Consider the following 21,129-nt stretch of genomic DNA (forward strand, 5'->3'; position numbering starts at 1 on the left):
TGACCAACGCGAGCCTTGATTGATGAGATCGCCGCGCGATCTCATCAAGTCAAAGCATAGCAACGGCCTCAGGGTTTGCCGGGCTGTGACGCTTGCGTTCGTCCGCTTTCCCAACCACCGCCCAATGCGAGGAACAAATCGATCTGGCTCATCGCGACCTGGGTGTTGGCCGACGCCAGTTGCGCCGTGACATCGGTGTAAGTGCGAGTGGCTTGCAGGTCCGCCAGGAAAGACGCGCGGCCGGCCGTGAAGAAGCGGTGGGTCTGGTCAGCCGCCAGTTTTGCCGATTGCTCGGCGTCGGCCAGTGCATCCCGGCGTTGCAGCAGCGCGGAGTACTGGGCCAGGCCGGTTTGAGTCTCGCGGATCGCGTTGAGCACCACGCCGTCGAAGTGCGCCAGCGCGCCTTGGGTCGACGCTTCGGCTTCGCGGATGCGTGCCCGGGAGCCGTTGGACGGTACGGTCCAGCTCAGCAACGGACCAAAGCCCCAGCGATTGGTCGCCGGTTGGCCGAGATGTTCCAACAGACCGACCGTGCCAACCGTCGCGCCGATGCTGATGTCCGGGTACAACTCACCCGTGGCGATGCCGATGCCGGCCGTCGCTGCAGCCAATCGGCGTTCGGCCTGACGGACGTCCGGACGGCGCTTGAGCAGCGTTGCGCCGTCACCCACCGGTAGCAATTGCGCAATCTTCGGCAACTCGGCGCAGCTGTCGGTGCCGGCCGGCAGTTGATCCACCGGTTTGGCCAGCAGCATCGACAAACGGAACAACCCGGCCTGACGCGCCGCTTCATAGCGAGGCATTTCGGCGCGCAAGGATTTGAATTGGGTTTGTGAGCGGGTGACCTGGGTTTCATCGCCGCGCCCGGCATCGCGCAGGCGCTGGGTCAGGGTGGTGCTCTGGGCTTGCAGGTCGAGGGAATGCTGGGCAATTTCCCGCTCTTCGTTGGCCGCGCAGACTTGGGTGTACGCCCTGACCACGTCGGCCACCAGGGTGATGCGCGCCGTGTCGCCTGCCGCTTGAGTGGCATCAGCATTGGCCTTGGCCGCTTCGATGCCGCGCTGCAACGTGCCAAACAGGTCGAATTGATAAGAGGTGGTAATGCCGATATCACCGACGTTGGCCACGGGCACTTTTTCCGTCAGCAAGAACGCTTCACCGGACTCCTGCAAACGCTGGGCCCCCATCTTCACGCCACCGCTCCAGCCTCCCGCCGCCTGGGCTTCGTCGACCTGAGCTCGCGCCTTGGAGAGGTTCGCTGCCGCCACGCGCAAATCAGTGTTGGAGGCCATGGCCTGCTGCACCAATTGGTCGAGACGCGGGTCCTGATACAGGCGCCACCAATCGCCGGGCACCGGCGCCGAGACGACATCTTTGTCGCTCGCCGCCAAATTGCCCTGAAAGTCGTCACGGTGAACGGCCGCTTCGCCCGGCAAGTGATAATCCGGCCCGACCACCTGACACGCCGACAGCAACAGGCCTAACCCGGCCACCGCCAAAGCCGAGGCTTTGCTCATTTCGCGGGCTCCTCGGTTTTGTCGTCAATGATCGACACCGTCGCGGTGCGCCCGGCAATCATGCGGAAGTCCGCCGGTACGTCGTCAAAAGCGATTCGCACCGGAATCCGCTGGGCCAGCCGCACCCAACTGAATGCCGGGTTGACGTTCGGCAGCAGGTTGCTGCCGCTGCTGCGGTCGCGGTCCTCGATGCCGGCGACAATGCTTTCCACATGCCCGCGCAGGCGAGCGCGGTCGCCGATCACTCGGATATCAACGCCTTGGCCGATGTGAATGCCGTCCAGTTTGGTTTCTTCGAAATAACCGTCGATGTGGAACGAATTGCTGTCCACCACCGACAATACCGGCCGCCCGGCCGTCACGAATTCCTGGGCACGCGGCGCACGGTCGTTGATGTAGCCGTCCACCGGGCTGCGGATCACCGAGCGATCGAGGTTGAGTTGGGCGCTGTCCACTGTCACCAACGCTTCGGACAAGGCCGATTGCGCACGGGCGACTTTCGACAGGCTTTCTTCAAGCTGTTCGCCGGGCACCAAATTACCGAGGCCACGGTTACGCTTGGCCTCGCGCTGAGCCTGGGCCAGGGTTTCTTCGCGGTCAGCCACGGCTGCTTTCGCTTGGCGCAGGGCCAGCTTGAAACGGTCCTGGTCGATGCTGAACAGCACTTGGCCACGTTGCACCAACTGGTTGTCGCGCACCTCCACTTGCTGGATCAGCCCGGACACGTCCGGGGCGATCTGCACGATGTCGGCACGGATGTGCCCGTCCCGGGTCCAGGGCGCATACATGTAATACATCACCATGCGCCAGACCACGACGACAGCGAAGGTCACGATCAGCAAGGTCAGCAGCACGCGACCAATGGTCAAAAAAGGTTTTTTCATGTCATCAGGTATCGACTGAGTGAGTCCACGGCGCCGAGGAGCAAAGCGTAGAGAGCCACGTTGAACAATGCCCGGTGCCAGACCAGACGGTAAAAGTGCAGGCGCGTGAGCACCCCGTGCACCAACAGGTACAACACATACGTAATGCCCATCAGCACCAGCAGCGTGGGCAGGAACACCCCGCTGATATCCAGATCACCGATCATAAAGGCGCTCCATCGATGCCATGGGGAAGCGGTTCTTCGAGTTCGCCGGTGCCGACGAATTCAACGCCGGGCAACAACGCTAGACGCAGACCGCTCAAGGCGTGCAGCAAATGTAGACGGGCCTCGTCATCGCACTCGGTGTTCAAGGCACGGCGGGTACGGTCCAGGGTCATCAACAAGGGGCTCGGCGCCGGCAAACGCTCGCCTGCCTTGAGGCAGGCCTTGAAGTACTCGCCGACTTCGGCCACCACTTGTTGCAGCAGCACTTGCGGGACACCGAGCACTCGCGGTGTATAGGCGAGCAGGTCAAGCAGGTTCAGGGCGACACGCAGCTCCCGCAGGGCGACGCCGGTGTCCTGGCCGGTCAAACCCAGGCGCGGCAGGTGCTGCATCAACCGGTCGAGCATCTGCACACCCAGCTTGCGGTGTTCGGACAGTGTGGCCGGCTCGGTCAGGCTGACGATGTCGCGCCAGCTGAATCGAGTCAGGCGTTTGGCCGCCAGTTCCGCGCCGAACGGCCGGGCAATCAGGGTCCAGACGAAGGCAAACAACAGCCCGATCGGCCCCGCCAGGTTGGAGTTGGCGAAACTGAGGAAATCCGCGTCGTAGGCGCCCTGGATGCTGATGAAGGACGAGGTGTTAACCAGCGTCAGCAGCATGCCCAGGTAAAACTGCGGCTTGACCGTCAGGGTGCCGATGCAAATAAACGGTACGGCAAACGCCAGCACCAGCATCGGGAAGTCATGCAGGTTGGGCAGCACCAGGAACAGATACAGGCTGGCGAACAACACCGACATCGCTGTCCAGAAAAAGAACCGGTAGATCTGCGGCGCCGGGTCGTCCATCGAGGCGAAAAAGCTGCACGCCACCGCCGCGAGAATCACCGCGCTACCGCCGTCGGTCCAGCCGAGCAGAATCCACAGCACCGAGGCAACAATGATCGCGCTGACCGTGGACATCGCCGAATAGAGCATCAGCCCGCGGTCGAGAAACGGTGTCAGGCGACCGAGGCGCCAATGCCGATACACCGCGCGCCAACTGTCCTGGCTTTCGCACTGAATGGCGTATTGCAGGCTGCGGCAGTCTTGCCACAAATCGATCCACTCGCCGAGGCGGTACAAAGCGTTGGAGAACAGCAGTTGTTTGCGCTCATCCAGCGCTTCAGCGCCTGGTTGCAGGGCTTGGAGCTGATCTTTCAGCGATTGCCAGCGTTCGAGGTCGGCGTCTTTGTGCCCGAGCCATTCGGTGGTTGCGGCCAACAGCGGCGCGAACTTATCCACAAGCTCGGGAGTGCGGCGCTCAAGCGCATAGAGCGCGTCATCGAGGGCATCGATCACCGGCAGCAAGTGGATCATCCGCCCGCGCAGTTCCTTGGTGTTGCGCACCGTTTGCGGCCGCGAGCCCTCGTGGGGCAATTGGCCGATCATCAATTCCAGGCTGTTGAAGGTCGCCACCATGGCTGAACGCAGGGTGCTGACTTCTTCAGGCTGCACGTTGCGGGTAAGAAAGCGCAGGCTGTAAGTCGAGGCGTCGGTGAACCATTTGTTCACCGCGTCGTTGAATACCGGCGCCAACCGCCGAGGCCAGAACATGGCGCCAACCACCGCCGCCACGGCGATGCCGAGGAAGATTTCTTCGGTCCGCGCCTCGGCGATGTCCCACACCGCCAGCGGGTTATCCAACACCGGCAGGGCGATCAGCGGCAACGTGTAACCGGCGAGCATCAAGGCGTAGCTGTTGGCGGTGCGCAGGTGCAAGGACAGGAACAACAACGTCCCGGTCCACAGCGCGATAATCACCACCAGCACATACGGACTCTGGACAAACATCGGGACGAAAAACACCGCCGCCGCTGCGCCCATAAAAGTGCCAACGGCGCGGTAGAGCGCCTTGGAGCTGGTCGGGCCGACAAACGGGCTGGAAACGATGTAAACCGTCGCCATCGCCCAATACGGACGCGGCATCTGCATGAGCATGGCGATGTACAGCGCGGTCATTGACGCGGCGAACGTACGCACGCCGTAGAACCAATCCCGCGCGGGGGGAACGCCTGTCCAAAAACCGCTCAAGGCTGGATCACCGACAGATGATTGGCGGCTTCAAACGCTCTTAGTACACGCAGCGCCGCCTCAAGATCGCTCTGGTCGATGCCTTCGAGCACTTCATGGCGCAAACGTACGAGTTCGACTTCAACCGCTTGCACCAGCTCGCGACCAGTGTCGGTCAGGCTCAGGCATTTGGCGCGGCGGTCATGGGCGTCTTCGGTGCGGCACACGTAGCCAGAGTTGCACAACTGATCGAGCAAACGCACCAGGGACGGGCTCTCCATCCCCGCCGCCTGCGCCACCGTCACCTGCCGCACACCCTCCCCCAAACGCCCGATCATCAACAATGGGACGGCGCAGGCTTCGGAGATTCCATAATTGACCAGCGTGGTCTGGCAGATCTTCCGCCAATGCCTGGCGGCCACCACCATGGCACTGCTGATGTTCATCTGGAGAGCGTCGAGGTTTTTTGGCACGGGGGAATGACACACTGTTAGTTTGCTAACTATCAATATCGCATTCGAGGGGAAAGCTGGTCAAGTTTTGAAACAAATTGGATCAACGACAGAGTAGCTACCTTCCGATGGGCCACATTCAGAAATGTCTTCATACCGGTTTGGCACAACGGATTGGTTGCGCATCATGAGTCTCACACCTAGAATCTCCCAAAACGGGAGAATTTCGATTCGTGCGAATAATTGCCAAAGGGACTTTGAGGATTTTCTGGGAAAGTAGCCCGGCATACACCGACGCCGTAACGCCTCTCTCAGAGTGGTATCGACACATGGAGAAGTCGTCATATCGCACTCCCCAGGAAGTAAAAGCCGAGCTAAGGACTGCCAGCGTTTTAAAAGGTGGGCGTGTGGTATTCAATATTGCCGGCAACAAGTATCGAGTGATCCTGGCAATTGACTACGAACGGCAATTGGGATTTGTGCGCTTCGTCGGCACGCATGCTCAATACGATCAGATCAATGCGGAGACTGTGTAATGGACATCAAACCTATCCGAACAGACGAGGACCTCACCAATGCGCTTTTGCGTATTGAGCAGCTGTGGGGAGCGGCTTTGGACTCGCCTGAGGGTGACGAACTCGAAATACTGGCCTTGCTGGTAGAAAAATATGAAGACGAGCATTTTGCGATTCCGGCTTCCGACCCTATCGAGGCGATCAAATTTCGCATGGACCAGCAAGGTCTGACTGCCCGGGACCTTGAAGCCTTCATCGGCCCCAGCGGTCGCGTGTCAGAAGTACTGAATGGCAAGCGTCCGTTGAGCCTGAAAATGATCAAGCGCCTACACGATGGATTGCGCATTCCTTATGAGTGCCTGTTTGCCGAGGTGGTTTGAAATTGGCCGGATCACCCTCCTTCAAACAAAGGAGGGCAGCGGCGAGGAACAGCGCGTATAAAGCTCTGAAAACAGCACGTGAGTGGTTTTCTAATCAGATTTCTTCATCACTTTGTAAGTTTTTTGCACATTACCGTCGTTTTACAAAGATTTTTACACCCCCCGCCCCTTCCTCAACAACACATCCAACTGATCCACCACCTCCGCCCAATCCGCGTCATCCAGAATCTCATCGCGCAAAAACGCCGCTTGGCTCTCGCTCCAGAAAAACGCGTCCGCCAAATGCAATTCCGGCTTGAGCGGGGAGTGAGTGGCAATGAATTGGTCGATGCTGACCGGGTCGTTGTCCAGGCCGAGTTGTTTGAACAGGGACGGCAGGCTGTGGGTTGGGGATTCCATGTTGGGCTCCTGGGTGGCTGAAAATTGTTCGCGGGCAAGCCTCGCTCATACAGGGATCTGCGGTCCATTGTAGGAGCAAGGCTTGCCCGCGAAGGCGGCGTCACTGACACCGTAAACCTAATGACTCAACTCGCAAACCTCCGCATGCGGCACCATTTTCAAAAACTCCGGCATGCTCATGTGCACCAGGTTGTGGTGGTTGCCGGCCTCCAGGTAGATGTCTTTCTGCCGGGTCAGCAACGGGTCGATGACCATGTCCAGCCCATAGGACTCACCCAACGCCGGCACAGCGCCACGTTCACAGTCGTTGAACAGGTGCGCCAGGGTGCTTTCCCTCGTGATCTGCCATTCGCCGCTGCCGCGCACCTTACTCAGGTCGAGGTGGCGACTGGCGGGCAGTACCGCCATCAGGTAATGACCGTGATGGTCATCGAGGATCACCGATTTGGCCACCCGTTCGGCAGGAATGCCCGAGACCCGCGCCGTTTCAAGGCTGCTGGCCGAGTGCGGGTGGGTAACGATGTCGAATTCGCATTGAGCCTTATTGAGGCTGTCCTGCACCGTTCTTGCCATACGCATGATGCACCTCGGTGTCCGCTGCAACGACAAACGGACGATGGTTAAACCCGTTTTCTTCCATTGGAAGTCTAGGTCGGCTGGCGCAAACCGGCGGGAAATCTGCCCACTGGAAACCACGCACCGCTGATCAAAATTCAGACGAGCCCAGGCTCAACTAGACTGTATACAAGGAACCCCATGACTCTCCCGGAGGGTCAAGTGAACACTCGTTGTTGTGCCATTGCGTTGCTGTTGGCCTTGAGCGGATCGACGTTTGCGGCGGACGGCGTTGTCCTGTTCATTCCCGACCCGCTTGGCCTGTGGCTGATCGTGTTCGGCATTGCGTTTCTGGTGGCCGAGGCGACCTTGCCCAATTACGGCGTGATCGGTCTTGGCGGTCTGGTGATGTTCGTGATCGGCGCGGTGATTCTGACCAACGCCAGCGTTCCGGTACCGTTGATGATCGGCCTCGGTCTGGTCAGTGCCTTACTGTTAGTCGCCCTGCTGATCCGCGCCCTGAAAACCCGCCCGCGCCGCCTCGTCAGTGGCGATGCCGGTTTATTGGGCAGCGTGACGCCGGTCACCGGTTTGCAAGGGACAAACGCCTACAGCGGCTGGGTGCAGTTGCAAGGGGAACGCTGGCAAGTACTCAGCGCCACACCGCTGCAACCGGGCCAGCATGTCCGCGTCGTGGCGCGCAAAGGATTACTGCTACAAGTGGCCGCGGCTGACGCGGCGCCGGTTGGAGAATAGTCATGGGCCTGCAAGTCGGTTTTGCCGCGCTGCTGCTGTTGGTGATTGCACTGGCGGGGTCGACCTTCCGCATCCTGCGCGAATACGAGCGCGGGGTGGTGTTCCAGCTCGGACGCTTCTGGCAGGTCAAGGGCCCAGGCCTGATCCTGCTGATTCCGGTGGTCCAGCAAATGGTCCGCGTCGACCTGCGGACCATCGTCCTCGATGTGCCGCCACAAGACGTGATCACCCGCGATAACGTCTCGGTGAAGGTTAACGCCGTGCTGTACTTCCGCGTGCTCGACCCGCAAAAAGCGATCATTCAGGTCGAAGACTTCCTCATGGCCACCAGCCAATTGGCTCAAACCACATTGCGGGCGGTGCTGGGTAAACATGAACTCGATGAGCTGCTGGCCGAACGGGAGCGACTGAACGTTGATATCCAGCAAGTACTCGATGCCCAGACCGACAACTGGGGCATCAAGGTTGCCAACGTCGAAATCAAGCACGTGGACCTGAACGAGTCGATGGTGCGCGCCATCGCCAAACAGGCCGAGGCCGAACGGGAACGACGGGCCAAGGTGATTCACGCCGAAGGCGAATTGCAGGCCTCGGAAAAACTCATGCAAGCCGCGGAAATGCTTGGACGGCAGCCCAGGGCCATGCAGTTGCGGTACATGCAGACGTTGAGTTCGATTGCCGGGGACAAGAGTTCGACGATTGTCTTTCCGTTGCCGATTGAGTTGCTTAAGGGGATGGCGGATTTGTCTTCGAAATCTTAAAAGATCGCAGCCTTCGGCAGCTCCTACAGACGGTGTTTCAACCGGAAACGGCGGCAACCCACGCCCCGTAGGAGCTGCCGAAGGCTGCGATCTTTTGATCTTCCCCGCAGACGCCAACGTCCGGCAGCCCCGCCGGAGATTTCCTTCAAGTTGTAGCGGCTTTGGTGAACTTGTTCCGGCCCAAGCCCAGGTCTAGTCTGGGTTTGTCACTGAATAATCGGTGACACGGACGTGCAAGTCCGACGAAACTGTTTAGGTCGCAATTGCCTTATCTATCAATGAGCATTTACAGCTCACTGCTTTATGGCGGCTGCGCGCAGGAGATCCTCGGATCTGCTGGGTGTCCTAAACAGTCCCGGTCTTGCACACCTGCGCTCGGCCGCCACCCCATTCGCGTGCAAGCGAACGGTGACGGCTCCCACTTACTGTTTAGGATTTTTTATATGCACAAAATTACGCCCAATCCTCCAGATAACTCTGGAACCGACTCCCCCGAAGCGCTCGACGCAAAAAAATGAAAGAAGCCGCCGACCGCGCCTTCGCCCACTACTTCCCCCGCCCCACGAAAAACCCGCCAAATCCCGCAAAGGCAAACTCTTCAACGTGTCCGCCGACATCGACACCGAAGCCGTGCTCGCCAACGCCTCCGAAGACCTGCTGTCCATCAGCGCCATCGCCGCCGACCTGGCCGACGATGTAGACGGAACGCGCCGCTCAGTAGCCCTGGCACTCAGCCGCATGGCCGACGGCGTGCAATTGCTGGTCGAGCGAGCACTGGATGATTGGGAGGCGTTGAAGCTGATGCGGGCTCAGGCCAAGGTTTAGCCCAGGTAGATTTGTGCTGAATTGACCACCGCCATCGCGAGCAGGCTCGCTCCCACAGGGGATCTCAGTCGCTCACAGAATTTGTGTTCACTGAAGATCAACTGTGGGAGCGGGCTTGCTCGCGAAGGGGCCATCAGCTTCAACATCAATGTGACTGACATACCGCTTTCGCGAGCAAGCCCGCTCCCACATGGGGATCTCAGCCGTACGCAGAATCTGTATTCACTGAAGATCTCCTGTGGGAGTGAGCCTGCTCGCGATGGCGTCAGACCAGCCGATTATTTTCTAGCGCTTGATACGGCAATCGGGCCCAACGCTCAATCCGCTCGCGCAACAGTGCCGAAGCTTCAAGTCGCTTGCTATCACTGTCCCCGACAAACACTTGCGACGGTTGCTTGGCATGCTGCCCGACCGCCTCAAACACCTGCTCACGCTGCACTTCATCCAACCCGAAAAACTCAGCCAACCGCCCGGCCAGTGCCCCCGGCAATTCGCTGTAGTTCACCGCCAACCCGCCAAACTCCCGGCAATGGGCCAACCCCGAATCCAGCAACCGCCCCAACCGCCGCGCAATGTAATCCTCGCGACTATCAAATGGCTGTTCATCGTCCAACCCACTCGCGCCAATCATCCCCGGCACCATGTGCATGCCCGCGCGCCGCAGATGTGAAACGGCAATTTCCAGCGGATCGCGGTACACAAACAACCAAGGCGTGTCGGGAAAGGACTCGCGCAACAGCGGTAATTCAGCGATGTTCCAGGCATCGAGCTTGATCACCATTCGTTGCTCCACATCGCGCCGACGCTGGCCATAAGCGGATAACAACCCTTCGATGCCGGCACGCCGCTCGGCTACCGGCAAACCGCTACGCAGCAACGCGTCCAGCGATGGCGGTTCGCTGATGACGATGTGATTATCGAGTCGGGCGAGCATCTGGCTGATCAGGGTCGAGCCGCAGCGCGAAGCGTGAAAGATAAACGCACTTGGCGCCAAACCGGGACTGCTCACCTGCCAGTCGCCGAGTGCAGCCAACGGCGTCTGTCGGCGAAACGCCTGGTTGAACGGCAACCGCAGCGCATCGTCCACGGCATCGCGAAAAAACGGCTGATGCAGCGGCGAGTCGCCAAACCAGCACCAATCGACCTGCCACTCGCCGGCCTGTTGCCAGACCCGAATCGGCAACCAGCCGTCCAGGTTCAGGCGTTCCATTGTTCATTCCATTGGCGACGACCATTGCGCATCGCCGCACGCAGTTCTTCGCACGAGAACACCAAGCCTCGCTCGGCTGCCAATTCCAAGGTTCGGACGATAAAAGCTTCAGTGTCCGACATGCCCTGCAACGTTTTCGCGAGCTGCGAATCGCTGGCCACTAAACGCTGAAACTGCACCAGCGACTGATCACCCACGCCAGGCAGCGGCGTGGTCGAAACACCGTCGACAATCGCTTGCTCCAGCCACACCCGGGGCGGCAATCGAGCACCAGATGAATCCGCGCACAACGATCACGATTGTCCACGCGATGGGGCCGCGACAAATCAAGAAACCAGCATTCTCCCGCCGACATCGGCATGCGCTGACCGTCGAGCAAAAAATCCACATGAGGTGGGCTGAGCAGTGGAATGTGCAACCGCAGATCGGCGTCCGGCTCGCCCAGGTCATAGTCACGATGCTCATGAATCTGCCCCCCCGGACCGAGCCGCAACAGGCGCGCAGAAACAATCTCCAGTGGCAGATCCCGCAATCCCTGGTGCCACCTGGCATCCCGCCGCCAGGGTCCGCGCAGCAACGGTTCACCGCGCCCCGGCGCCAGTTCGGTCAACGCATCCGCCGCCGAAATCAGCGCCACGCCGCTCCAGTCGCCGGTGTAGTAGGCGCTATTGAAATGACCGTGCCACTCGTTTTCGCCAATTGCCGCCAATGCCTGCAGCAGCAACGGTAAATCCACCGTCACTGGCAGGCGAGAGAACGCCGTTCGGCTCATCGCTTTGGCAGCAACTTACTGAGCCGGAGCACGAGGTGGCACTGGCACCGCAATGTCGCCCGACGCCCACGCGGCTTCGCGATTGGCCAACGCGGAGGCGATGGACTGGACCTGGGTGGATTGCACTTCATCCGGCATCGGGTCGAGGCCGGCACTGGCGAAGATTTGCCCGTAAGCGTTACGCAGATCGGCGTACGACAGATCCCGACGCAGATCCGCCTGCAAGGTGTTCAGCTCACCCTGGATCAGGTCCAGCTCACCGATGCCGGCGGCCTGATGACGGTTACGCAACTGCTGCAGAATCTGCCCGTCGATGCTCGACAGTTCCTGGTTGGTCTGGAACTGATGCATCGCTTCCTGATAGTTGGCGTTGGCCACGTAGAGCTGGGCCAGCACGGCAATCGACATCGCCTGACGACGGGCCTTGGCGACTTCTTCGCCAGCCTTGGCCACGTCGATCGCCGCCGGTGCGGAGATCACGTTGAACAGGTTCCAGGTCAGCTTCACCCCGTAGTCTGCCCATTTGTCGTTGACCAAAAACGAGTTGCTGTCGTAATGCCCGCCTGCCGAAAACTCCAGCCCCGGCAACAGCCGCAGCATGGCTTTACGGGTTTCTGCGGTGCTGATGCGCGTCTGGTAATCCTGCTCGCGCAGTTCCGGACGGCTGGCCAGGGCTTCATGTTCGAGGCTGGCCATGCCGACCTTCAATTGCGGAATCGAGTAATCATCCGGGGTCGCCAATGTCAGATCGGTGCCCATCGGCAGGTTGATCAGGGTCGCCAGTTCGGTTTTGGCCAGGGACAGGGCCCGGCGCTGCTCTTGCAACTGACGGGTCGCCTCGATCAGCGAGCGCTGATAACTCAACGCTTGCACCGGATCGCCGATGCGTTGCTCGCTCATGCTCTGGCTGTTGGTGCGCGCCGTGTCGACCCGTGCCATCAGGCTGTCGATCTGCGTGAGCAGACGTTCAGCGGCCACCGCTCGCCAATAGGCCGAGCGCACGTCCTGGACGATGGTATTGATCACCTTGCGCCGGCGTTCCTGAACGATCAGGCGCTGGTCGCCCTGCTGCTTGGCGCTGATGTAACTGACGCCGAAGTCGAGAACGTTCCAGACCATGGTCAGGTCGGCGACTTTACGGTCGCGGTCCTGGGAGGTCGACGGTTCCAGGGATTGGGTGCCGGTGCGCACGCTCTGGCTGCTGGAGGCACTGACGTTGTTACGCCCGGCGTAACCGGCGTCCAGTGCCATGCGCGGCAGCATGTCGAAACTGGCGAGGTCGAGTTGGCGCTTGGCCAGGGCCTCTTCCATGATCTTGAGTCGACCTTCGAGGTTGTATTTCACCGCACGGGCCATGGCCTGGTGCAAGGTCAGCGGACCACTGAGGGGTTCCTGACCTGAGTACATGCTCTGCAAATCGCTTTTGGCGCGCTGCTCACTGACGCTACGTTCAATCGGTTCACTGGTGACTGCACATCCGCTGATCGCCAGCGCCAGCAAGCTGGCGCCGAATAACTTATGACTTCTTTTCATCCTTGGATTGCCCCTGGGTGCCACACAGAATTAAGTTTTTCAGGCCTGCATTTCCCTGATGCCGACCTGTTTGAATGCCGCCGCCAGGCTGTCGACCTGACGTTGTTCAGTGTCTTTGAGCTGTTGCAGTTGCTGGGCTAGGCTCGGCGCGCCAAACACGCCGCGCAGCCCTTGGGAAACATCCCCGCCGCGGATCGAATGATTGCCGAAGCTATTGAGCGAATCGCGCTCGGTGCTGGTGCCCTGATTGAACAGACTCGACAACGTACTGGTGCCGAACACCCCGCCATCGCCACCGCCAAAACCAAGGAAGCCGTGCCCCGAACCATCGCCACCACTGTCGCTGCTGCTGAATACTTGCGCGATGTAGCTTGGCGCCAGCGCCCCGCGACTCATGAAAATATCCCCCAGTGGCCGGATGCCGTTGCCGATCACCCGGTTTTCGAACAACGGGGCAAAGGTCAGTGGCGAGCCAAGGTCACCTGTAGGTGCGGCGAAGATGATCGGCTGCAGCGGCAGGTTTGGTTGATCAGACACTGTGACCGGTTCAGTGATACGGAACTGCGGATCGGCCGGTACGTCGACAACGATGGATGTCGGCGGAACAATGATCGCTACGGTATTGATCGCAAAGTTGTTCGACTGGCTGATACCGCTGCCGGCGTTGCCCGAACCGTCACTGATACCCGCCATGTTCAAGCTGATCGCGTTGTTGCCGTTGCTGAGGTTGCTGGTCGGCGTCAGCGTCGCGGTCCAGGTTTTGCCGCCGTCGTTGCTCGCCAGGTTGGACAAGGTGCCGTTGGCTACGTTGATGTCGGATAAGTCGAAACCCTTCACCGCTTCATTGAAGGCAAACGTCACCAGCGAGGTCTGGCCCACGCCCAGGGTCGGGTTGGCCACCACCACCGTCGCGGTCGGCCGCTCACCGTCGATCACGTAGTTGTTGGAAACCGCCACACCATTACCGGTGTTGCCGGACAGGTCGCTGACGTTGCTGGTGTCCAGCGCAATGAAATTGCTCGGGTCAGTGATGTTTGCCGTCGGCGTGAAGGTGGCGGTCCAGGTTTTGCCACCGTCGCCACTGGCCAGGTTGGTCAGTTCGCCGTTGGTCACACTGAGGTCCGACAGGTCGAAATTGTTCACCGCCTCGCTGAAGGTGAACGTCACCAGCGTGGACTGGCCGATGCCCAGGTTCGGGTTGGCGACCACAATCGTCGCCGTCGGCCGGGTGGCATCGAGCGCGTAGTTGTTGGAGATCGCGATCCCGGCGCCGGCATTGCCTGCGGCGTCCGTCACGTTGCTGTTGTCGAGCAGGATCAGGTTAGTGGTGTCGTTGATGTTTGTCGTCGGGGTCAGCGTGGCAGTCCAGGTTTTGCCGCCGTCACTGCTGAGCAGGTTGGACAGGTTGCCGTTGGCGACGCTGAGGTCCGACAGGTCGAAGCCCGAAACCGCTTCAGTGAAGGTGATGGTGACCGTGGTGGTTGCACCGATACCCAGGCGAGAATCCGCCACGACAATGGTCGAGGTCGGCCGTGCGGTGTCGATGGCGTAGTTGTTGGAGTCGGTCACGCCCACGCCGCTGTTGCCCGAGGCGTTGGTCACGCCAGTGTTGTCGAGGCTGATCAGGTTGGTGGTGTCCGTCACGTTGACGGTTGGCGTGAAGGTCGCGGTCCAGGTAATGCCGCCGTCACTCGACGACACATTGCTCAAGGTGCCGTTGGCCACAGTCAGGTCAGCGTTGGTGAAGCCGCTCACCGCTTCGCTGAAGGTGATGGTCACCCCTGACGTTTCGCCGGCCTTGAGGGCATTGTCGGCGACCACGATGGTGGCGGTCGGGATTTGGGTCTCGACCACATAGTTGGCGGAGTCGGTGTTGCCCGCACCGGCATTGCCGGCCAGGTCGGTGACACCCGTGTTGTTCAGCGTGATGAGGTTAGTCGCATCGGTCACGCCCACGGTCGGGGTGAAGGTTGCGGTCCAGGTGATGCCACCGTCGCTGCTGCTGACCGCACTCAACGTGCCGTTAGGAACGCTCAAGTCGCTGTTGTCGAAACCGCTGACCGCCTCACTGAAGGTGATGGTCACCAACGAGGTTTCGCCCGGTTTCAGGGTGGTATCGCTCAACACGATGGTCGCGGTCGGACGCTGGCTGTCGATCACATAGTTATTGGAATCGGTGGTGCCCGCGCCCGTGTTGCCGGCCAGATCCTGTACGCCGGTGTTGTCCAGCCGAACGATGTTGCTGGTGTCGGTAATGCCGGCCAATGGCGTCAATGTCGCGGTCCAGGTAATCCCGCCGTCGCTGCTGCTGACGTTGCTCAGGGTCGCGTTATCGATCAACAGGTCGGCGTTGGTGAAACCGCTGACCGCTTCGCTGAAGGTGATGGTCACCAGGCTGGTCTGACCCAGGCCCAGTGCCGCATTGGCGACCACGATGGATGCGGTGGGACGCTGGGTATCGATGGCGTAGTTGTTCGAATCGGTGGTGCCGGCACCGGCGTTGCCCGAAGCGTTTTGTACGCCGCTGTTGTCCAGGGTGATCAGGTTGCTGGTGTCGGTGATGGCGTTGTTCGGGGTGAACGTCGCCGTCCAGGTGATGCCGCCGTCGCTGCTGCTCACGGCGCTCAATGTGCCGTTGGCGATGGTCAGGTCGGCGTTAGTGAAACCGGTCACCGCTTCAGAGAAGGTAACGGTTACCAGGGACGTTTCGCCGATGTTCAGTGCGGTGTCAGCCACCACAATCGTGGCCGTCGGCAGCACGGTATCGATGGTGAAGTTGGCCGAGTTGGTGATGCCGGTGCCCGCGTTGCCGGCGAGGTCGGCGACCCCGCTGTTGTTCAGGCTGATCAGGTTGCTGGTGTCCTTGACGCCGACCGTCGGTGTGAAGGTTGCGGTCCAGGTAATGCCACCGTCGCTGCTGCTGACCGCACTCAACGTACCGTTGGGGACACTCAGGTCGCTGTTGTCGAAACCGCTGACCGCCTCGCTGAAGGTGATGGTCACCAGCGACGTTTCACCCGCGCTGAGCGTGTTGTCGGCGACCACGATGGTGGCAGTCGGACGCTGGCTGTCGATCACGTAGTTGTTGGAATCAGTGGTGCCCGCGCCAGCGTTGCCGGCCAGGTCCTGTACGCCGGTGTTGTCCAGCCGAACGATGTTGCTGGTGTCGGTAATGCCGGCCAATGGCGTCAATGTCGCGGTCCAGGTAATGCCGCCGTCGCTGCTGCTGACGTTACTCAGGGTCGCGTTATCGATCAGCAGGTCGGCATTGGTGAAACCGCTGACCGCTTCGCTGAAGGTGATGGTTACCAGGCTGGTCTGACCCAGGCCCAGTGCCGCATTGGCGACCACGATGGATGCGGTAGGACGCTGGGTGTCGATGGCGTAGTTGTTCGAATCGGTGGTGCCGGCACCGACGTTGCCCGAGGCGTTTTGCACGCCGCTGTTGTCCAGGGTGATCAGGTTGGTCGCGTCGGTAATGGAGTTGGTCGGGGTGAATGTCGCCGTCCAGGTAATGCCGCCGTCGCTGCTGGTGACCGCCGTCAGCGTACCGTTGGCAATCGTCAGGTCGGCGTTGCTGAAACCGGTCACGGCCTCGGAGAACGTAATGGTCACCAGCGACGTTTCACCGATGTTCAGCGCGTTATCGGCAACCACGATGGTGGCTGTCGGAATCACCGTGTCGATCGTGTAATTGGCCGAGTTGGTGGTGCCGCTGCCGGCATTGCCGGCAAGGTCGGCCACGCCAGCGTTGGCCAAGGTGATGACGTTGGTCACGTCATGCACGCCAACGGTTGGGGTGAACGTCCCGGTCCAGGTGATACCGCCGTCGCTGCTGCTCACCGCACTCAACGTGCCGTTGGCGACGGTCAGGTCGGCGTTGGTGAAACCGGTCACCGCCTCGCTGAAGGTAATCGTCACCAGCGAGGTTTCGCCAGCGCTCAGGGTCGGGTCTGCCAGGACGATGGTCGCGGTAGGTCGAACCGTGTCGATGACGAAGTTGTTGGAATCGGTGCTGCCGCTACCGCTGTTGCCCGCCAGGTCGCTGACCCCGGTGTTGTCGAGGGTGATCAGGTTGGTCGCGTCATTGGTACTGCTGCTCGGCGTGAAGGTCGCCGTCCAGGTGACGCCCCCGTCGCTACTGCTCACCGCCGTCAACGTGCCGTTGGCGATGGTCAGGTCGGCGTTGGTGAAACCGGTGACTGCTTCACTGAAGGTGATCGTGACCAGGGAGGTGTCGCCGATTTTCAGTGCATTCTCCGCCACCACGATGCTGGCCGTCGGCCGCACGGTGTCGATGGCGTAGTTGTTCGAATTGCTGGTGCCGACGCCGACGTTGCCGGAGGCGGCGGCCTGTACGCCGGTATTGTCCAGGGTGATCAGGTTGGTCGCGTCGGTAATGCTGGCGGTCGGTGTGAATGTCGCCGTCCAGGTAATGCCGCCGTCGCTGCTGCTCACCGCCGTGAGCGTACCGTTGGCGATGGTCAGGTCAGCGTTGCTGAAACCGGTCACGGCCTGGCCGAAGGTGATGGTCACCAGCGACGTTTCACCGATATTCAGGGCGTTGTCGGCCACAACGATGGTCGCGCTCGGACGGACGGTGTCGACGATGTAGTTGCCAGAGTTGGTGGTGCCGCTGCCGGCATTGCCCGCCAGGTCAGCCACGCCGGCGTTGGCCAGTGTGATGACGTTGGTCGCATCGTTGACGCTCGCTGTCGGCGTGAACGTCGCGGTCCAGGTAATCCCGCCATCGCTGCTGCTCACGGCCGTGAGCGTACCATTGGCAATGGCCAGGTCGGCGTTGGTGAAACCGGTCACCGCCTCGCTGAAGGTAATCGTCACCAACGAGGTTTCACCGGCACTCAGGTTGCTGTCGGCGAGCACAATGGTCGCGGTCGGGCGCTGGGTGTCGATCACGTAGTTGTTTGAATTGGTGGCGCCTGTGCCGGCGTTGCCCGCCGTGTCGGTGACCCCGGTGTTGTCCAGGGTGATGATGTTGGTGGTGTCGTTGATGCTGGCGCTCGGCGTAAGCGTGGCGGTCCAGGTGATGCCACCGTCGCTGCTGCTGACGGCACTCAACGAGCCGTTGGCAATGGTCAGGTCGGCATTAGTGAAACCGCTGACCGCCTCACTGAAAGTGATGGTCACCAGCGACGTCTGGCCGATGGCCAGGGCCGTATTCGCGACCACGACGGTCGCCGTTGGCCGAACGGTATCGATCGCGTAATTGTTGGAGTTGGTGGAACCCGAACCGGCGTTGCCCGACAGATCGGCGACACCGGTATTGTCCAGGGTGATCAGGTTGGTCGCGTCGGTGATGCTGGCGGTTGGCGTGAAAGTGGCCGTCCAGGTGATGCCGCCGTCGCCGCTGCTCACCGCGCCCAACGTGCCGTTGGCAATGGTCAGGTCGGCATTGGTGAAACCGCTGACCGCCTCACTGAAGGTGATGGTCACCAGCGATGTCTGGCCGATGGCCAGGCTGGTGTTGGCGACCACGATGCTTGCCGTTGGCCGAGCGGTATCGACCCCGTAGTTGTTGGAGTTGGTGGTACCCGTGCCGGCGTTGCCCGACAGATCGCTGACCCCGGTGTTATCCAGCGTCACGACGTTGGTGGTGTCGGTAATCGAGTTGGTCGGCGTCAGCGTGCCGGTCCAGGTGATGCCGCCGTCGCTGGTGCTCAGTCCGCTGATGCTGCCGTTGGCCACGGTCAGGTCGGCGGTGGTAAAACCGGTCACTGCTTCGTTGAAGGTGATGGTCACCAGCGAGGTTTCACCGATGGCCAGTGCCGTGTCGGCGACCACGATAGTCGCGCTCGGCCGGACGGTGTCGATGGCGTAGTTGTTCGAGGTGGTGGTGCCAGCACCGGCGTTGCCTGCCGTGTCGTTGACCCCGGTGTTGTCCAGGGTGATGACGTTAGTGGTGTCGGTGATGCTGGCGGTTGGCGTGAAGGTGGCCGTCCAGGTGATGCCGCCGTCACCGCTGCTCACCGCGCCCAACGTGCCGTTGGCGATGGTCAGGTCGGCATTGGTGAACCCGGTGACCGCTTCGCTGAAGGTGATGGTCACCAACGAGGTTTCGCCAACGATCAGCGAATTGTCCGCGACCACGATGGTCGCGGTGGGCCGCACGGTGTCGACAATGTAATTGTTGGAATCGCTGGTGCCGACGCCCACGACACTGCCGGTGACGCTTTGCACCCCGGTGTTGTCCAGGGTGATGACGTTGGTAGTGTCGGTGATCGACGCGTTCGGCGTGAAGGTCGCGGTCCAGGTCACTCCGCCATCGCCGCTGCTTACCGCGCTCAGGGTGCCGTTTGGAATCGTCAGGTCGGCGTTGGTGAAACCAGTCACGGCAGTGCTGAAGGTGATGGTCACCAGCGAGGTTGCGCCGATGCTTAACGTCGGGGCGGCCACCACGATGGTCGCGGTGGGCGGCTCGATGTAATTGTTGACGAGAGTGCCGTCGTTGCGCAGGTTGGTCGCCGCTGTCGGGCTGCTGCCGCTGGCGCCGCCCCCGACGCACCGCCGCCGGTGCCACTGCCACCGACGTTGCCGCTCAGGGCCGCGAAGTTCGCTGCGGTCATGATCAGCGTGCCTTTGTTCCAGATCCCGCCGATGCCCTGGCCTGCGGTACCGCCAGGATCAGCACTGCCGCCGTCACCCGCCAGCCCGCCGCCGCCACCACCGCCGCCACCGGCCGCAATGTTGCCGGTGATGTGTGAGGTACCGATCACGGTCAAGGTGCCGGCGTTGTAGACGCCGCCCGCTGCCGAGCCGCCGATGCCGCCGACCTTGTCCCAACCGGAGCCGCCACCGCCGCCACCGACGGTGATGGTGCCATTGGTGGCCGAACCGCCATGACCACCGACGCTGTAGCCCGAGGTGCCGGAAGTGCCGCCGGCACCACCGGTGCCGTTGAGGGCGCCGCCACGGCCACCGAGATGGACCGAGTCATAACTGCCGCCGATGCCGCCCACGCCGGAACCGCCTGCGGTCCCGAAATACGTTGGCCGGCCCTGTGCCGTCGTGTTGCCGCCGCTGCCGCCGCCCGAGCCGCCAACCCCGCCGCCGCCGCCACCGCTACCGCCGCCATAAATCGGCGTCACGCCACCGCCGCCGCCACCACCGGACGCCGCGTTGGCGGTCACTGTGACGTTTTTCAGGGTCAGGTTACCGGCATTCAAAATCCCGCCGCCCAAGGCATCACTGGCGGTGAAACCACTATTAGCGCCATTGCCGGCGGCCAGGCCTTTGGTGATGGTCAGGCCATCCAGCAGCACCGTGCTGCCGGAGGCGACTTCAATGACACGGGTTTTGTATTGGCCGCTAAGGGTCACGTCCGCCACGCCGTCATTGTTCAAATCACCATCAATGGTGATGTTCTTGTTGACCAGCAATTCGGTGTTCAGGTTAACGGTCATGCTGGCGCTGAAGGTAACAATGTCGCCGTTCTGCGCCAGCGCCAGTTCGGCCCGCAGGGAGTTGGTGCCGCTGTCGAGGTTGTTGGTCGCGGTCCAGGTGGCCAGGCCCCATTGGTACGCACTCATGGACTGGGTCGAGAGTACGTTGACGCTGTCGATGGTGCCGGTGGCGATTTCCAGGTTCCAGTCGCCGCCCACGCCGGTGCGGTTGCTGGAGGCGGCAACATCGCGGCCGGTCAGGTTGGCTATCGAGTCGACAAAACTCAAGCCCCGATCACCCTCGGCGGTGTAGCAGGCGTAGATCAGGATGTCGCCGCCGACGTTCATGTCCTTGCCGATTTGCGCCAGCACCGCGCTGCGCGCGCCGACGTTATCGGCTGACAGGTAGGTGCTGCCCAACCACAGATCCCCGGCGTTGCCGTGGCCAATGATTTCCACCGTGCTGACACCCTGGTGGCTACCGAGGTAGTCAGCGATTTGCTGCAAGCCGTCCTTGCTGCCATCGAGTTGCACCACCTGGGTGCCGGGCGCGACGCCTTTGAGCAGGCTGTCTGCGTCTTTGACCCGCGAGTCGACGAACACCACGCTCTGCCCAGGTACCGCGACCGGTGTCGCGGCGGCTGGCGTGGCATCGGCCTGACCGTGAGTGTCCTTGCTGGCCACCGGGTGATCGGCGTTCGGTACCTTGGCGGCATCGGCAGTCGGATGGCTTTCAGGCTGGGCGGCATCGGCTACCGTGGCCGCCACCGCGCCGTCGAACAGCATGCGCGGCTCCAGGGACATGATCATGGGCGCGGCCAGTGCCCTTGCGCCTTCGGTAATCCGCGACTTGCCTTTGCTCAACCACATGCTGCTCACCCGAACTCGAACTTTCTTGAGGCATCAATGAAAACGC

Annotated in this window: 15 protein-coding genes and 2 pseudogenes; 5 read left to right on the top strand and 12 right to left on the bottom strand. The window is 61.3% G+C overall.

The window, feature by feature from the left end:
* Positions 1 to 68: 68 nt before the first annotated feature.
* Genes JFV26_RS12135 through JFV26_RS12155 form a run of 5 tightly spaced genes read right to left on the bottom strand, consistent with a single transcriptional unit; the run spans position 69 to position 5,101 of the window.
* A complete protein-coding gene (locus JFV26_RS12135) occupies positions 69 to 1,517 on the bottom strand; it encodes an efflux transporter outer membrane subunit (RefSeq protein WP_201192525.1) in 1,449 nt (482 codons plus the stop codon).
* Entirely contained in the window at positions 1,514 to 2,401 is an 888-nt protein-coding gene (locus JFV26_RS12140) for an efflux RND transporter periplasmic adaptor subunit (protein ID WP_201192527.1), read from the bottom strand. Before JFV26_RS12140 ends, JFV26_RS12135 begins: the two co-directional genes overlap by 4 nt.
* Positions 2,398 to 2,607 (bottom strand): DUF1656 domain-containing protein, encoded by a 210-nt coding sequence (locus tag JFV26_RS12145; protein ID WP_008059581.1) that lies wholly within the window; start codon positions 2,605 to 2,607, stop codon positions 2,398 to 2,400. The genes JFV26_RS12140 and JFV26_RS12145 overlap by 4 nt, the downstream gene beginning before the upstream one ends.
* Entirely contained in the window at positions 2,604 to 4,676 is a 2,073-nt protein-coding gene (locus JFV26_RS12150) for an FUSC family protein (protein WP_201192529.1), read from the bottom strand. Before JFV26_RS12150 ends, JFV26_RS12145 begins: the two co-directional genes overlap by 4 nt.
* The gene (locus JFV26_RS12155) at positions 4,673 to 5,101 is read right to left on the bottom strand and encodes a MarR family winged helix-turn-helix transcriptional regulator (RefSeq protein ID WP_201192531.1); all 429 of its coding nucleotides are present in this window, start codon (positions 5,099 to 5,101) and stop codon (positions 4,673 to 4,675) included. The genes JFV26_RS12150 and JFV26_RS12155 overlap by 4 nt, the downstream gene beginning before the upstream one ends.
* Before the next feature lie 239 nt (positions 5,102 to 5,340).
* Here JFV26_RS12155 and JFV26_RS12160 point away from each other — a divergent pair, with 239 nt between their 5' ends.
* Both JFV26_RS12160 and JFV26_RS12165 read left to right on the top strand, forming a co-directional pair.
* Positions 5,341 to 5,643, top strand: coding sequence for a type II toxin-antitoxin system HigB family toxin (locus tag JFV26_RS12160; protein WP_201192533.1), 303 nt, complete (start codon positions 5,341 to 5,343; stop codon positions 5,641 to 5,643).
* Positions 5,643 to 6,002 carry a helix-turn-helix domain-containing protein gene (locus tag JFV26_RS12165; protein ID WP_201192534.1) on the top strand — a complete coding sequence of 120 codons (360 nt, stop codon included), beginning with the start codon at positions 5,643 to 5,645 and terminating at the stop codon, positions 6,000 to 6,002. The genes JFV26_RS12160 and JFV26_RS12165 overlap by 1 nt, the downstream gene beginning before the upstream one ends.
* Before the next feature lie 153 nt (positions 6,003 to 6,155).
* Here JFV26_RS12165 and JFV26_RS12170 read toward each other — a convergent pair whose 3' ends face one another.
* Complete coding sequence (locus JFV26_RS12170) at positions 6,156 to 6,401, bottom strand: DUF2789 domain-containing protein (RefSeq protein WP_201192536.1); 246 nt, start codon at positions 6,399 to 6,401, stop codon at positions 6,156 to 6,158.
* 117 nt (positions 6,402 to 6,518) lie between these two features.
* On the bottom strand, positions 6,519 to 6,980 hold the full coding sequence (locus JFV26_RS12175; protein ID WP_201192538.1) for an aminoacyl-tRNA deacylase: 462 nt from the start codon (positions 6,978 to 6,980) through the stop codon (positions 6,519 to 6,521).
* Positions 6,981 to 7,178: 198 nt separating this feature from the next.
* On the opposite strand from JFV26_RS12175, the gene JFV26_RS12180 reads away from it, so the two are divergent.
* The 3 genes and pseudogenes from JFV26_RS12180 to JFV26_RS12190 all read left to right on the top strand — a co-directional run bounded on the left by JFV26_RS12180 (position 7,179) and on the right by JFV26_RS12190 (position 9,298).
* Positions 7,179 to 7,712: an NfeD family protein gene (locus JFV26_RS12180; protein WP_201192540.1), complete on the top strand. Its 534-nt coding sequence runs from the start codon at positions 7,179 to 7,181 to the stop codon at positions 7,710 to 7,712.
* 2 nt (positions 7,713 to 7,714) lie between these two features.
* Positions 7,715 to 8,473, top strand: coding sequence for a slipin family protein (locus JFV26_RS12185; protein ID WP_201192542.1), 759 nt, complete (start codon positions 7,715 to 7,717; stop codon positions 8,471 to 8,473).
* Positions 8,474 to 8,916: 443 nt separating this feature from the next.
* Positions 8,917 to 9,298 (top strand): annotated as a pseudogene (locus tag JFV26_RS12190) (DUF6124 family protein).
* Positions 9,299 to 9,563: 265 nt separating this feature from the next.
* Here JFV26_RS12190 and JFV26_RS12195 read toward each other — a convergent pair.
* The 5 genes and pseudogenes from JFV26_RS12195 to JFV26_RS34440 form a co-directional block, all read right to left on the bottom strand.
* On the bottom strand, positions 9,564 to 10,508 hold the full coding sequence (locus JFV26_RS12195) for a sulfotransferase family protein (protein ID WP_201192544.1): 945 nt from the start codon (positions 10,506 to 10,508) through the stop codon (positions 9,564 to 9,566).
* Positions 10,496 to 11,280, bottom strand: a pseudogene (locus JFV26_RS12200) (aspartyl/asparaginyl beta-hydroxylase domain-containing protein). The gene JFV26_RS12195 and the pseudogene JFV26_RS12200 overlap by 13 nt, the downstream one beginning before the upstream one ends.
* Positions 11,281 to 11,295: 15 nt before the next feature.
* A complete protein-coding gene (locus tag JFV26_RS12205; RefSeq protein ID WP_201192546.1) occupies positions 11,296 to 12,813 on the bottom strand; it encodes a TolC family protein in 1,518 nt (505 codons plus the stop codon).
* Between the two features lie 39 nt (positions 12,814 to 12,852).
* Positions 12,853 to 19,230, bottom strand: a complete 6,378-nt coding sequence (locus JFV26_RS12210; protein ID WP_342215446.1) for an Ig-like domain-containing protein — start codon at positions 19,228 to 19,230, stop codon at positions 12,853 to 12,855.
* Entirely contained in the window at positions 19,209 to 21,083 is a 1,875-nt protein-coding gene (locus tag JFV26_RS34440) for a DUF4347 domain-containing protein (RefSeq protein WP_342215447.1), read from the bottom strand. The genes JFV26_RS12210 and JFV26_RS34440 overlap by 22 nt, the downstream gene beginning before the upstream one ends.
* Positions 21,084 to 21,129 lie beyond the last annotated feature (46 nt).

This window comes from Pseudomonas sp. TH31 (assembly GCF_016650815.1).
Classification (GTDB): Bacteria; Pseudomonadota; Gammaproteobacteria; order Pseudomonadales; family Pseudomonadaceae; genus Aquipseudomonas.